Origin of the sequence: Mesorhizobium sp. IMUNJ 23232, assembly GCF_044326205.1 — a bacterium.
Classification (GTDB): domain Bacteria; phylum Pseudomonadota; class Alphaproteobacteria; order Rhizobiales; family Rhizobiaceae; genus Kumtagia.
Window position 1 is genome coordinate 1 of the sequence record NZ_JBIRCY010000044.1, and the last position, 12,583, is coordinate 12,583.

Sequence of the window (12,583 nt, forward strand, 5' to 3'; positions counted from 1 at the left end):
CGGAGATGTGTATAAGAGACAGCGATCCGCCTGTGGCGGGCCGAGCAGGCCGCGTCGCTGGCGGCTTACAACACGCCGGAGATCCTGGAAGCCGACCTGTCGTCGCTGCTGCTCGACTGCGCGGCCTTCGGCATCGCCGACCCGCGCGCGCTGTCCTTCCTCGATCCGCCGCCGGCGCCGGCGCTTGCCGAGGCGCGAACGCTGCTGACCGCGCTCGAAGCGCTCGACGAAAGCGGCCGGCTGACCGAAGCGGGTGCCGCAATGCGAAAGCTCGCGCTGCCGGTGCGGCTGGCGCATATGGTGGCGGAGGCGACGCGCAGCGGCGCCGGGCGGGAGGCGGCGGAACTCGCCGTGCTGATCACCGAACGCGGGCTAGGCGGCGATAGTGTAGACCTGGAAAGGCGAGTTTCGCGGTTTCGCGGCGAGAAGTCGCCAAGGGCGGTGGCGGCGAGGCAGTTGGCGGAGAGGCTGGCGCGAGCGTTACCCTCCCCCTTGCGGGGAGGGTCGCGGAGCAACCCGCTCGGAACGAGTGGGATTGCGACGCGGGGTGGGGTCGGCCATGAAGTGCTCCATCCTGAAGCGACCCCACCCCGTCTCGCGATCTCCGCTTCGCTCCGATCGCTCGCCGACTCTCCCCTCAAGGGGGAGGGTGAAGGGCGCGCGCTACCTGAACCGACCCCCTCCGCCCGCTTCCCGGGCACCTCCCCCTCAAGGGGGGAGGAAAGCGCCGGCACCTTCCTCCTCCTCGCCTGGCCGGACCGGGTGGCGAAGGCGCGCGGCGAGCGAGGGCGCTTCGTGTTGGCGAATGGCAGCGGCGCTATGTTGGACGCCGCCGATCCGCTGGCGGGGGAGCAATATCTCGTCGTCGCCGACCTGCAAGGCAAGGCGCAGAACGCGCGGATCACATCTGCTGCCGCCGTAAGCGAGGCCGACATCCGCGCGATGCTCGGCGACCGTCTCGAGCGCCGGCGAAGCACCGAATTCGACGTGGAGCGGCGGGCCGTGCGGACGCGCGAAAGCGTGCGGCTCGGCGCTGTGGTGCTGTCCGAACAACTCCTGCCGCCGCCGAAAGGCACGGAGGCCGACAGCGCGATCCTCGACGCACTGCGCGAGCATGGGCTGTCGCTGCTGCCGTGGAGCAAGGAGGCCGAAACGTTGCGTGCCCGCCTGGAATGGCTGCACACCAATGTCGGCGCACCATGGCCGGATGTCTCCGACGCGGCGCTGACTGGGACGCTGGAGGACTGGCTTCTGCCCTTCCTCAGCGGCGAGGCGTCGTTCGCCCGTATCGACCCTAGCGCGGCGACGCAGGGCTTGCTTTCGCTGCTGCCGCACGATCTCCGTCGCCGGCTCGACCAGGCAGCCCCAACGCATTATCTAGCGCCGTCCGGCAGCAGCGTGCCGATCCGCTACGACGGCGACACGCCAGTACTTTCGATCCGCGTACAGGAACTGTTCGGGTTGACCAAACACCCGGCGGTCGGCGACGGGAAAGTGCCGCTGACGCTGGAGCTCTTGTCGCCGGCGCACCGGCCGATCCAGACGACGCGCGACCTGCCCGCCTTCTGGAAGGGCTCCTGGGCGGACGTTCGCGCCGACATGCGCGGCCGCTATCCGAAACACGTCTGGCCGGAGGACCCGGCGAATGCCGCAGCCACCAGCCGGGCAAAACCGCGCGGGACGTGATGGAGTTGCATCGGAATATCCGGCTTGCGAGAGACTCAGCATTGCTGTATTTTGCAGCAAATTCAGGATTCCGACATGTCCAGCTTTTCGACCAGCGACCTCAGCAGAAAGTCGGGAGACATCATCGCGCAGGCGTTGCGCGCGCCGGTGACGATCACACAGCGCAACAAGCCGCGACTCGTGCTGCTCAGTGTGGAAGATTATCGTGATTTGCTGGCGCGAGCCGACACGCGCCGGAGTGGCACGATCGAGACGATTTCCGACTCGCTGCTGGCCGAGATCGAGATGGCGATTGCGGACTATGAGGCCGAGGACGGCAATCGGTGACCCGGGATGACCTCAGGACGGGTGCCGTCATCCGATATCAGTTCCTTTGGTCACATGAAGCAGGAAGAGGCGAGACCGAGGGGCGCAAGCCGCGTCCGGCCGCAGTCGGCGTGCGCATCCCCAGACAATCAGGCGATGTCCTCCTGTTGTTTCCGATCACCACGAAGCGTCCGCTGGAGACGCGGTTTGCGGTTGAGGTGCCCGAGACGGAAAAGCACCGCGCTGGGCTCGATGCGTTGACGCGCTGCTGGCTCATTCTCGACGAATACAATGAAGATGCAGTCGGACGGTCGTTCTATATCGACCCCTCGCCACCCCTGGGCCATTTCAGCAAGGCTTTCTTCCTCCCCCTCATCAAGCAATTCGTGGCTCGCGCCAGGAAGGCAACGCGCGTCTCGCGGCTTTGAGATTCAGCGCCGTTATGCGAGCGATCCGGCGCAACAGCGCGCAAGATAGCGCTTGGCGCGGCGACCGGCGGGCGTCATAAACCGGCATGATCAAGTCACTCGCCACGCCCGATTTCGAACAGGCTCACCGGCTTCGGCTGAACACGCTGATCCGCCTGCGCTGGCTGGCGGTGGTCGGCCAGAGCGTCACCGTCGTCGTCGTCGCCTACTGGCTGGATTTTCCGCTACCGGTCAGCCTGTGCTTCGCGCTGATTGCCTGCTCGGCCTGGCTGAACCTTTATCTCACCTTCCGCTATCCCTCCGCCCATCGGCTGGCGCCACGTTCGGCGCTGGCGACGCTGCTGTTCGATTCCCTGCAGCTCGCCGGCCTGCTCTTTCTCACCGGCGGTCTCACCAATCCTTTCTCGCTGCTGCTCACGGTGCCGGTGGTCATCTCTGCGACGACGCTGCCGCTGAAGATGACGGCCGTGCTGGGCGGGCTGGTGATGGCAATGGTGAGCGCGTTGGTGTTCTACCATTTCCCGCTGCCGTGGATCGAAGGCGCGGAACTGACCATCCCGTTCGTCTATGTCGCCGGCATGTGGATGGCGGTGTTCTCGTCTATCACCTTCACCGCCGTCTATGCCTGGCGGGTCGCCGAAGAGGCGCGGCTGCTCGCCAATGCGCTTGCCGCCACCGAACTGGTGTTGCAGCGCGAACAGCATCTCTCGGCGCTCGACGGGTTGGCGGCGGCGGCGGCGCACGAACTCGGCACGCCGCTCGCCACCATCACCGTCGTCGCCAAGGAGATGGAGCGGGCGCTGGGCAACGACCCGAAGTTCCGCGAGGACGTCACCCTGCTGCGTTCGCAGAGCGAGCGCTGCCGCGAAATCCTGAAGCGCCTGACCAGCCTGTCGACCGAAAGCGACGAACATCTGGCGCGCCTGCCGCTGACCTCGCTGATCGAGGAGGTGATCGCGCCACACCGCGATTTCGGCATCGCCATCCGCCTGGAGCCGGGTGAGCGTGTCGGCGAGGAGCCGGTCGGCCACCGCAATCCCGGCGTCATCTACGGGCTGGGCAACCTGGTCGAGAACGCGGTCGACTTCGCGGCGGGCGTGGTCACGGTGCGCTGGCGCTGGGACGACACCGCGGTGATCATAGACGTCGTCGACGACGGGCCGGGCTTTCCGCCGGAAATCCTTGACCGCATCGGCGAGCCCTATATGTCGACAAGGCAGGGCGCCGAGCCTGGCGGCGGGCTGGGGCTCGGCCTGTTCATCGCCAAGACTTTGCTGGAACGCTCGGGCGCCACGCTGTCGTTCTTCAACGCCAACCAGCGCGGCCAGGGCGCGGTGGTGCAGGTGGCATGGAGCCGCGAGCAATTCCTCAGCCGGCGAAGCGCCGCGAACGACATGTACGAGACGGCATGAGGTGGTATTAAGCGCCTAAGAAAGCTATATCTTCCATAGCCAATAAGAAACGGATGGACGCCGATGATCGCCGAGGAAACGCTGCAAGACAAGGCCATAGGACCCGACGCCTCGCTGCTGCTGGTGGATGACGACAAGCCGTTCCTGACGCGTCTGGCGCGCGCCATGGAGGCACGCGGCTTCGCGGTGGACACGGCCGAAAGCGTGGAGGAGGCAGTGGCCAAGGCCAAGGCCGGCGCGCCGGCCTATGCGGTTGTCGATATGCGGCTCGGCGACGGCAACGGGCTGGACGTGGTCGCCGCCATCCGCGAAAACCGCGCCGACACGCGCACGGTGATCCTCACCGGCTACGGCAACATCGCCACGGCGGTCACGGCGGTGAAACTCGGGGCCATCGACTATCTGTCGAAGCCAGCCGACGCCGACGACATCTACGCCGCGCTGACGCGCACCGGCGGCCAGCGCGCCGCGCCGCCGGAAAACCCGATGTCGGCCGACCGTGTCCGCTGGGAACATATCCAGCGCGTCTACGAAATGTGCGACCGCAACGTTTCCGAAACGGCGCGCCGGCTCAACATGCACCGCCGCACGCTGCAGCGCATTCTGGCCAAGCGCGCGCCGCGGTAGGGGCATCTAATGTCTCGTCCCGCAATCCACCCCGGCGAAATCCTGGCTGACGAGTTGGCCGAACTCGGCATTACCGCGACCGAGCTGGCGCGGCACATAGCTGTTCCGGCGAACCGCATCACCCAGATGGTGAAGGGCCGGCGATCCATAACTGGCGACACGGCCTTGCGTCTTGGCCACTGGTTCGGCACGAGCCCGCAATTCTGGCTGAATCTCCAGTCCGCCTACGACCTGCGCATGGCGGAAAACTTGTCGGGTGAAGAAATCCGGGCGTTACCGCGCCGGTCCGGGACCGGCGGAACCGCCACGCCTCACGAACAGCCCTGAGCTCTAGGAGCCATCCCGCCCCGCGCTGTAGCTCGCCTGCAAGAACTTACTGATACCTATTATCGTCGATAGACGGCATTGAGGTTGGAAACCCCAGCGACCGAAGGATAGTGACGTGACCAAATCCAGCGATCGCTCCGTCTCGATCTTCCGCGAATTCCTCGACAGCGAGGCGTCGGGCGGCATCGTCTTGATGGGCGCCGCGTTGCTGGCGTTGATCGTCGCCAACTCGCCGCTTTCGGGCGCCTATTTCGCTGCGCTGAAAACCTATATCGGCCCGCTCAATGTTGAGCATTGGATCAATGACGGGCTGATGGCGGTGTTTTTTCTGCTGGTCGGGCTCGAGATCAAGCGCGAGATGCTCGACGGGCAGCTTTCGACCTGGCCGCGCCGCGTGCTGCCGGGCATTGCCGCGGCCGGCGGCATGGCCGTGCCGGCGCTGATCTATGTCGCGCTCAACCTGCAGAATCCGGAGGCGCTGCGCGGCTGGGCTATCCCCACTGCCACCGACATCGCCTTCGCGCTCGGCGTGCTGTCGCTGCTCGGCAGCCGCGTGCCGGCCTCGCTGAAAGTGTTCCTCACCGCGCTTGCCATCATCGACGACCTCGGCGCGGTGATCATCATCGCCATCTTCTATACGAGCGGCCTGTCGATGCCCTATCTGGCGGGCGCTGCGGCCGTTCTCGCCGTGTTGATCGCGATGAACCGCATGGGCGTGCTCAACCTGGTGCCTTACGCAGTACTCGGGCTGGTGCTGTGGCTGCTGGTGCTGAAATCCGGCGTGCATGCCACGCTGGCGGGCGTCGCACTGGCGCTGACCGTGCCGCTGCGCGTGTCGCCCGGCATCGCGCACGACCTCGAGCATTCGCCGCTGCATAGGATGGAGCATTCGCTGCACGGGATCGTGCCGTTCGTCATCATCCCCTTGTTCGGCTTCGCCAATGCCGGCGTTTCCTTCGCCGGCATGAGCCTGTCGTCCCTGGTCGAACCGCTGACGCTTGGCGTCGCCGCCGGCCTTGTACTCGGCAAACTCGTCGGTGTGCTCGGCACCTCGGCGCTGGCCATAAAACTCGGCCTCGCCGACCTGCCCCGAAACGCGAACTGGACGCACCTGACAGGCGTGGCGCTACTCTGCGGCATCGGCTTCACCATGAGCCTGTTCATCGGCCTGCTCGCCTTCGCCGAGGATCCGGACCTGCAGAAGGCGGTGAAGCTCGGCATATTGGCCGGCTCGCTGGTGGCGGCGCTGCTGGGAACGGCGGTTCTGATGATGGCGCCGGGGGCGGGGGAGGAGCTTGAGGAAGAGGAGCGCTAACAGGCCGGCTTCGCCAACGGATGGGCAACGGTATATTTTGACAGCACTTTTCACCGCCTGACCGCGAAAAAATCCGCGCCGGCCATCGATTCCTGGCTTTTTGGCGTCCGGGCAGCCGTCTAGGACGTGTCCGGCGCCTCCGGCGCCGAAAGGGCAAGCTGGTGCACGGCGTTCAACACCGCGTGCACTTCGTCGGCGGTCTTTCGCCGCCAGCCCGGCGGCCGGCCGGTTTTGAGTGGCAATATTCGGCGGGACCGTGTCGCGCCGGCATGGCCCTGGTTGTCTTGTGCGCCCGCGGCATCGCGGGTTTTGTCCTGAGCGGCCGCCGCACCGCCTGGCTCGCCTCGCGCGACTGCGCCCCCTTGCTGTTCCCGTGCCAGCGCCTCGTCGCGTCGCGCTTTCCAGCGGGCAAACCGTCTTGCCTGGGCCGGCAGGTCGTCCAGCGCCCGGCCAAGCGCATCCAGCCGCAGCATCAGCCGTGCCGTGCTGAGCGGATCGTCCGGCGACGGCGGCGGCGGGAGACGTGCCTCGAAATCGAGCGACGGGAAGCGCTGGGCCGCATCGGCGGATGCGTCGCGGTGTGGGACGCGGAACGGACGTTCGAGCGGATCGAACAGCGACAGGGAAAGCACGCGCGGACGGGCGGCCCCGAGTGGTGCGGCTTGCCGCTCCCCTTCGGCGCGCTCGCCATCGGCATGCGACGGGGTGACGGCGACGCCGGGGCAGCACAGCCAAGGCCCGATGGAGTCCGGCCCGGGCTCGCGCTGCGGCGGCACTTCCACCACCATGCCGCGCGCCGCCGCGATGACCAGCCGCCGGGCGGCGGCCTCGGCCGGTAGCAGCAAGCCGAGCACGAAGCGATGGAGATGGCGGGGCAGGGTCTTTCCGCCGCCAGCATCGCGAAGAGCGGCGCCAGCACGCGCTTCAGCGCCACCAGATTCCGCTCGATCGCCGCATTCCAGTCCTCCACCGCCGCCCCTCCTTTCCAGCACAGGCCGCGAAGATTATCGCTCCGGATGGAAGAAATGTAAATAGTCCTAGGAAAATAATCCTTTAAGCATTGTGCTCGTCCTTACAACAGCTTGGAAAAGCTCGACATTTCAGGAAAGTGGCTAACTGCCTCCGGGCCTTCCCAATTTGGGCGCCAAGCGCGCCGGAATGCATGTCATGCCTGTAAAGCCAAGCGCAATCAGACCTTTAACGGCAAGGCAGGCGGTTCTTGTCGCACCAAGCATGACCAAGGGGCGGAGAGTCAGTTCTTCGAAGGACCTTCCTTTGTCATATCCGCTGCAAGGTGCCAGTTTTCGAACTGCCCTGCCCGACCCCTATCGAAGCCGGTCGTGACCCTCGCACTTCGTGGCGGCGAGATCTGCAATTGGCTTCCCCGGCAATTCCCTACTCGCTCTCGCCCTCCAGCGCCGGCACGGCGACGCCGGCAAGTTCGGCGGCGAGCAGACGGGCGGCGCCGGCGCGGGCGAAACGCAGCATCAGCGCTTTTCGGGTGGCCGCCGCCAGCCGATGTTCAGGCGCCTCGCGAAGAATCTCCGCGCCATAGCCGTCGGAGAGGATGAAGCCGCAATCTTCCGGGAAGATTGCGGCGGGCACGTCCGGGTGCGTGGCGAAGAAGAAGCGGTCGGAGTGCAGGCGGTATTCCGGCCATTTGCGGTCGACCCGAAAATCCTCGACCGAGGATTTTATCTCGATGATCCAGATGTCGCCTTGCCGGGTCAACGCGACGAGGTCGGCGCGGCGGCCGGTGGCCAACGAAATCTCCGGCAGGACATGCGCGCCCATCTCTGTCAGCAAGCGCTGCACGCCGCGCCGCACACGCATAGCGCGCTCGGACTGGCGGCCGTCGATCAGCGGATTCTGCGGCAAGGGCGAGATGATCGGCATGGCCCATAGTACAAAACCGGAACGACGTCGCAAGGGGCTTGACTGAAAGCGTGGAGGTCGGGGCGCCGTACACGTGCAGACCGGACAACAACGCCCCAAAAACTCACGGAACCGTGAAGTATTGTTGCGAAAATGCCATATCAAGCCGCAGACCTGAGCGTTGCTGCGGCATCCGGGCCACACGGCGCTTGGCAGCCATGCACAAAGCTTCCTAGTAGAAGTCGTCGAACACGCGGCCGAATCAGGCCGGGATCGTCACCAGGGGAGCAACGATCTCTTCATGCAGCTCAAGACCCTCGCCGTGCTGGCTGGACTGGCCCTTTCCACCGCGCTGACGGGCTGCAGTTCGATCGGCTCCTTCGAGATTTTTTCGGCCGCTGACTACAGCGCCCGCAACGATGCCGGCTACAGCGTGCCGGCTATTCCGATCTACAAGGTGCCGGCTCAATATCGCCGGCAGATCGTCCGCTACCAGACGGACGAGGCGCCAGGCACGATCATCGTCGATACGGGTTCAAAACACCTGTATTTCGTTCTGCCGGACGGACGCGCCGTGCGCTACGGCATCGGCGTCGGCCGCGAAGGTTTTGAATGGAAGGGCACGGCGCGCGTCGGGCTGAAGCGCGAATGGCCGGTGTGGACGCCGCCCTCGGCGATGATCCGGCGGCAGCCCGAACTGGCCAAATGGCGCGGCGGCATGCCCGGCGGACCGCGCAACGCGCTCGGCGCGCGCGCCCTCTACCTCTACAACAAGGGCGACACCGGATACCGGCTGCACGGAACGCCGGAATGGTGGTCGATCGGCAAGGCGATGTCGTCCGGCTGCGTGCGCATGCTCAACCAGGACGTCATCGACCTCTACAGCCGCGCCGATGTCGGCGCCAAGGTCATCGTCGAATAGGAATTCTTACGCGAACCGTCTCGGCAACAAGGACGTCGCAAGCAGAAAACCGGGCCGCAAAGTCCGGTTTTTTGATTCTGGCGGGCGTGACGTCACACCTCCAATGCAGATGCAATTCCGTCGGTTCAGTTGAAGCCCATCGCCGGCCGGTCCTGGCCGGAGATCATGGCGCCGATGGCGTCGGCGTCGTCGGCATCGACCTCGAAGGACGCGGCCGTCACGGTAGCCGGTTCTGGCGCGGATGCGGCAAGCGCCGGAGCGCCGGTGGTCCAGCCATCGGCGCGCGCCGCCTCGGCCACTTTCCGTTCGGATGTCGGCACGGCGTCCGTCACCGCCGGCAGAACCGGATCGGCCGGCGCCGGCGCATCGGGGAACGGCGCGGCGGCGTTTGCTTTCGCCGACGGGGAAGGCCCGTCGATCGCCATGGCGACGGCCACGGGTTCCGCCTGTTGCGCGGCGGCGGGCGGCGTAGGAGCGTCCGCTGGCTGCATTGCCACGGCGACCGGCTGGTCGGCGGCCGGAGCGGGGATGGTCGCGGGCTTCGGCGCCACGCGGGCCATCGCCACCTGCGCGTCGTCGCCGCGCGAACTCATCATGGCCGTGGAACGCCCGCTGGCGGCTGGGCGCGCCCGCGCCGCGGTCACCGGCTTGATGTTGGCCTGCGCCACCATCACCACCGGCTGGGCCCGTTCCGGCGGCAGCACCACCGGCTCGCCCTTGCGGCCGCGCTTCTCGTAGAAGGCGTTGCCGCCGGCCACCACCGTGTAGTGCATGTTCTTGTATGGGAATTTCAGGCCGGCCGTGTGGAAGAACATGGCGTTCTTCACTTTTGGATGCCGCTCGCCCTTCAGCACAGCGTCGGCGGCGGCCTCGACATCGGGCAAGGCTTTCGAGTTCATCTTGCGGGTCATCACGCCCGGCGCGAACTGGCGCGGCTGGCCGACCACCTCGCAGATCGTGTCGCCGTATTTGCCGGAGCGCACGCGATTCATCACCACGGTGCCGACTGCAACCAGGCCGTCTCGGCTGGAGCGATTGCTCTCGAAGAACATCGCCCGCATCAGGCACTCCTTCTCGCGGGCGGAGTAGCCGTGATACCCGGCCGGCATCACCATCGACCTGACGCTGCCCGCCAGATCGCCCGTCTGGCTGCAAGCCGAGATCAGCAGGGGGAGGATTACGGCCACCAAAACGACCGACACGCGCTTGCGCGCGCTCACTGACATGCCCTCATCGTCGCTCCGGCGGCTGTGTGTACGAATGGCAACACTGTGCAATTTTCGGGCGAAATGATGACTTTTACGTTTCCAATTCGTGATCGGCAGCGTGACGCGGGGTCGTTCAGCCGAATCGGCAGCCAGTTTTCTCCTTTCAATTCAGCAATTTAAATAAAATTAACCACAAATGCCGGAAAGCCAGATCATCACGTCATGATGGCCGGCGCCTGCTGGATTTCTGCACGAATCAGCCCAGACCGGTGGGTGATTCTGGCGATCAGAACGGCAGCTTGAAGCCCGGAGGCAGCGGCAGGCCGGCGGTGAGCGCGGCGGTCTTGTCCTTCATCGCCGCCTCGACTTTTGCCTTGGCGTCATTGTGGGCGGCGAGGATGAGATCCTCCAAAATCTCGACATCGTCCTCCTTGAACAGCGAAGGATCGATCTTCAGCGATTTCATCTCGAACTTGCCGGTCAGCGTCACCGCGACCAGCCCCCCGCCGGCCTGGCCGGTGGCCTCCATCTCGGCGATCTCTTCCTGCATGGCCTGGAATTTGGCCTGCATCTCCTTCGCCTTGCCCATCAGGCCGAGCAGATCCTTCATGATGGAAAATCCTTTCAGTTCTCGTCGTCTTCGACCGTCGGGTCGGGGGAAATGTCTGCGTCGCTCCCGGCGTCCGGCAGATCCTGGGCGTTGGGAATGCGCACGTCGATGACCTTGGCGCCGGGGAAACGCGCCAGGATGGCTGCGACCGCCGGCTCCTGGCTGGCGTCGAGGAAAGCCGTTTCGCGCCGCGCCGCCTCTTCCTCGGCCAGCGTCCTGCCGCCTTCCTCGCGCGACAGCGACACCAGCCAGTTGCGACTGGTCCAGGTCTTGAGCTTGTTGCTGAGGTCGGTGGGTAAAGTTTTCGGCGCGTCCGGCGTCAACGTGATCTGCAGATGCCCCGGCTCGATGCGGACGGGGCGGACGCAACGACGAACCAGCACCTTGAAGGCCATGTCGCGATTGGCGTCGGCGAGGGCCGCGATGTCGGCCAGCGAGCGCACCGGCACGGCGTCCGGTTCTGCCTTGACCTCGGCGATGGGCATCGGCTGAGGCTGTTCAGCTTCCGGCTCGCGCTCGACCAGCCGCGCCACCGGCCCGCCATTGGCGCTCTGCGGCATGCGTGCCAGGGCCGCCGGGGCGCTGGACATGGCGGCCGGTACGGCGCGCGCCATCGCCGAAGCGCTGGAACCACTTGGCATCGGCGGTCGAGGCAACCCGCCATTGCCGGGAGCCGGCGTGGCTCCGTCCAAAAATTTCATCGCCTCGTCCAGCGTCGGCAGGTCGGCGGCATGCGCCAGCCGGATCAACACCATCTCTGCCGCCGCCACCGGGCGGTTCGACGACTGCACCTCGGGAATGCCCTTCAACAGCATCTGCCAGGCGCGCGACAGGACCTTGACCGACAGCGCTTCGGCGAAGGCAGCGCCGCGCTTGCGCTCGTCCTCGGTCAGCGAGGCGTCGCTGGCGGCACTCGGCACGAAGCGCAGCCGCGTCACGAAATGCGTAAATTCGGCGAGGTCGGTCAGCACCGTCGCCGGATCGGCGCCGGTGTCGTATTGCGCGCGGAACTCGGCCAGCGCCAAGGGCATGTCGCCTTTCATGACATGCTCGAACAGGTCGATGACACGCGCGCGGTCGGCAAGGCCCAGCATGCCGCGCACGGTCTCTGCAGTCACCGCGCCGGCGCTGTGGGCGATCGCCTGGTCGAAGATCGACAGCGAATCGCGCACCGAGCCTTCAGCGGCGCGGGCAATCATGGCGAGTGCGGCATCCTCGACCTCGATCGCCTCCAGCCCGGCGATTTTTCCGAGATGCGCAACCAGCATCTCGGCCCCGACGCGGCGCAGGTCAAAACGCTGGCAGCGCGACAGCACCGTGATCGGCACTTTGCGAATCTCGGTGGTGGCGAAGATGAATTTGACGTGGGGCGGCGGCTCCTCCAGCGTCTTCAGCAGGCCGTTGAAGGCCTGCGTGGAGAGCATGTGCACCTCGTCGATGATGTAGACCTTGTAGCGGGCCGATTGCGGCGCGTAGCGCACCTGCTCGATGATCTCGCGGATATCGTCGATGCCGGTGTGGGAGGCGGCGTCCATCTCGACCACGTCGACATGGCGGCCTTCCATGATCGCCTGGCAGTGCTGGCCGGGGATGGCGAGGTCGACGGAGGGCTGGTCGACCGTGTCCGTCTTGTAGTTCAGGGCGCGGGCGAGGATGCGGGCGGTGGTGGTCTTGCCGACGCCGCGCACGCCGGTCAGCATCCAGGCCTGGGCGATGCGGCCGGACGAAAACGCGTTTGTGAGCGTGCGCACCATCGGCTCCTGGCCGATCAAGGCGGAAAAGTCGGCGGGACGGTACTTTCGCGCCAGCACCCGATAGGCGCCGGCTTTTCCCGTCTGCTCAAGTCCGGCGTCGCTCATCCGAAGGT

Annotated in this window: 12 protein-coding genes and 1 pseudogene; 8 read left to right on the forward strand and 5 right to left on the reverse strand. The window is 66.0% G+C overall.

Going from position 1 to position 12,583, the window contains the following annotated elements:
• Positions 1 to 21: 21 nt before the first annotated feature.
• The 7 genes and pseudogenes from ACH196_RS26535 to nhaA form a co-directional block, all read left to right on the forward strand.
• A pseudogene (locus ACH196_RS26535) lies at positions 22 to 1,686 on the forward strand (ATP-dependent helicase C-terminal domain-containing protein); the annotation flags it as partial.
• 75 nt (positions 1,687 to 1,761) lie between these two features.
• Positions 1,762 to 2,013, forward strand: a complete 252-nt coding sequence (locus ACH196_RS26540) for a type II toxin-antitoxin system prevent-host-death family antitoxin (RefSeq protein ID WP_396647621.1) — start codon at positions 1,762 to 1,764, stop codon at positions 2,011 to 2,013.
• A complete protein-coding gene (locus ACH196_RS26545; protein ID WP_396647622.1) occupies positions 2,010 to 2,420 on the forward strand; it encodes a hypothetical protein in 411 nt (136 codons plus the stop codon). Before ACH196_RS26540 ends, ACH196_RS26545 begins: the two co-directional genes overlap by 4 nt.
• A gap of 86 nt (positions 2,421 to 2,506) precedes the next feature.
• On the forward strand, positions 2,507 to 3,832 hold the full coding sequence (locus tag ACH196_RS26550; RefSeq protein WP_396647623.1) for an ActS/PrrB/RegB family redox-sensitive histidine kinase: 1,326 nt from the start codon (positions 2,507 to 2,509) through the stop codon (positions 3,830 to 3,832).
• A 63-nt stretch (positions 3,833 to 3,895) separates the two neighbouring features.
• Positions 3,896 to 4,459, forward strand: coding sequence for an ActR/PrrA/RegA family redox response regulator transcription factor (locus ACH196_RS26555; RefSeq protein WP_396647624.1), 564 nt, complete (start codon positions 3,896 to 3,898; stop codon positions 4,457 to 4,459).
• Positions 4,460 to 4,468: 9 nt separating this feature from the next.
• A complete protein-coding gene (locus ACH196_RS26560; RefSeq protein WP_396647625.1) occupies positions 4,469 to 4,786 on the forward strand; it encodes a HigA family addiction module antitoxin in 318 nt (105 codons plus the stop codon).
• Positions 4,787 to 4,901: 115 nt separating this feature from the next.
• Complete coding sequence (gene nhaA, locus ACH196_RS26565) at positions 4,902 to 6,101, forward strand: Na+/H+ antiporter NhaA (protein WP_396647626.1); 1,200 nt, start codon at positions 4,902 to 4,904, stop codon at positions 6,099 to 6,101.
• A 119-nt stretch (positions 6,102 to 6,220) separates the two neighbouring features.
• Here nhaA and ACH196_RS26570 read toward each other — a convergent pair whose 3' ends face one another.
• Both ACH196_RS26570 and ACH196_RS26575 read right to left on the reverse strand, forming a co-directional pair.
• Entirely contained in the window at positions 6,221 to 7,093 is an 873-nt protein-coding gene (locus tag ACH196_RS26570; RefSeq protein ID WP_396647627.1) for a hypothetical protein, read from the reverse strand.
• Between the two features lie 403 nt (positions 7,094 to 7,496).
• Positions 7,497 to 7,997 (reverse strand): MmcB family DNA repair protein, encoded by a 501-nt coding sequence (locus tag ACH196_RS26575; RefSeq protein WP_396647628.1) that lies wholly within the window; start codon positions 7,995 to 7,997, stop codon positions 7,497 to 7,499.
• Positions 7,998 to 8,277: 280 nt separating this feature from the next.
• Between ACH196_RS26575 and ACH196_RS26580 the strand changes: the two genes are divergently transcribed.
• Positions 8,278 to 8,898, forward strand: coding sequence for a L,D-transpeptidase (locus ACH196_RS26580; protein ID WP_396647629.1), 621 nt, complete (start codon positions 8,278 to 8,280; stop codon positions 8,896 to 8,898).
• Positions 8,899 to 9,023: 125 nt separating this feature from the next.
• Here the strand turns inward: ACH196_RS26580 and ACH196_RS26585 are convergent, their stop codons facing one another.
• From ACH196_RS26585 to ACH196_RS26595, 3 genes are all read right to left on the reverse strand, one after another.
• The gene (locus ACH196_RS26585; protein WP_396647630.1) at positions 9,024 to 10,124 is read right to left on the reverse strand and encodes a cell wall hydrolase; all 1,101 of its coding nucleotides are present in this window, start codon (positions 10,122 to 10,124) and stop codon (positions 9,024 to 9,026) included.
• Between the two features lie 268 nt (positions 10,125 to 10,392).
• Positions 10,393 to 10,716: a YbaB/EbfC family nucleoid-associated protein gene (locus ACH196_RS26590; protein ID WP_396647631.1), complete on the reverse strand. Its 324-nt coding sequence runs from the start codon at positions 10,714 to 10,716 to the stop codon at positions 10,393 to 10,395.
• Between the two features lie 14 nt (positions 10,717 to 10,730).
• Positions 10,731 to 12,575: a DNA polymerase III subunit gamma/tau gene (locus ACH196_RS26595; protein ID WP_396647632.1), complete on the reverse strand. Its 1,845-nt coding sequence runs from the start codon at positions 12,573 to 12,575 to the stop codon at positions 10,731 to 10,733.
• Positions 12,576 to 12,583: the final 8 nt, after the last annotated feature.

What these genes read in the sequence shown, in the direction of transcription:
- ACH196_RS26580 (WP_396647629.1), top strand. Translation starts at nt 8,278, where the DNA reads ATGCAGCTCAAGACCCTCGCCGTGCTGGCTGGACTGGCCCTTTCCACC.
- ACH196_RS26540 (WP_396647621.1), top strand. Translation starts at nt 1,762, where the DNA reads ATGTCCAGCTTTTCGACCAGCGACCTCAGCAGAAAGTCGGGAGACATC.
- ACH196_RS26560 (WP_396647625.1), top strand. Translation starts at nt 4,469, where the DNA reads ATGTCTCGTCCCGCAATCCACCCCGGCGAAATCCTGGCTGACGAGTTG.
- ACH196_RS26590 (WP_396647631.1), bottom strand. Translation starts at nt 10,716, where the DNA reads ATGAAGGATCTGCTCGGCCTGATGGGCAAGGCGAAGGAGATGCAGGCC.
- ACH196_RS26585 (WP_396647630.1), bottom strand. Translation starts at nt 10,124, where the DNA reads ATGTCAGTGAGCGCGCGCAAGCGCGTGTCGGTCGTTTTGGTGGCCGTA.
- ACH196_RS26555 (WP_396647624.1), top strand. Translation starts at nt 3,896, where the DNA reads ATGATCGCCGAGGAAACGCTGCAAGACAAGGCCATAGGACCCGACGCC.
- ACH196_RS26595 (WP_396647632.1), bottom strand. Translation starts at nt 12,575, where the DNA reads ATGAGCGACGCCGGACTTGAGCAGACGGGAAAAGCCGGCGCCTATCGG.
- ACH196_RS26550 (WP_396647623.1), top strand. Translation starts at nt 2,507, where the DNA reads ATGATCAAGTCACTCGCCACGCCCGATTTCGAACAGGCTCACCGGCTT.
- ACH196_RS26575 (WP_396647628.1), bottom strand. Translation starts at nt 7,997, where the DNA reads ATGCCGATCATCTCGCCCTTGCCGCAGAATCCGCTGATCGACGGCCGC.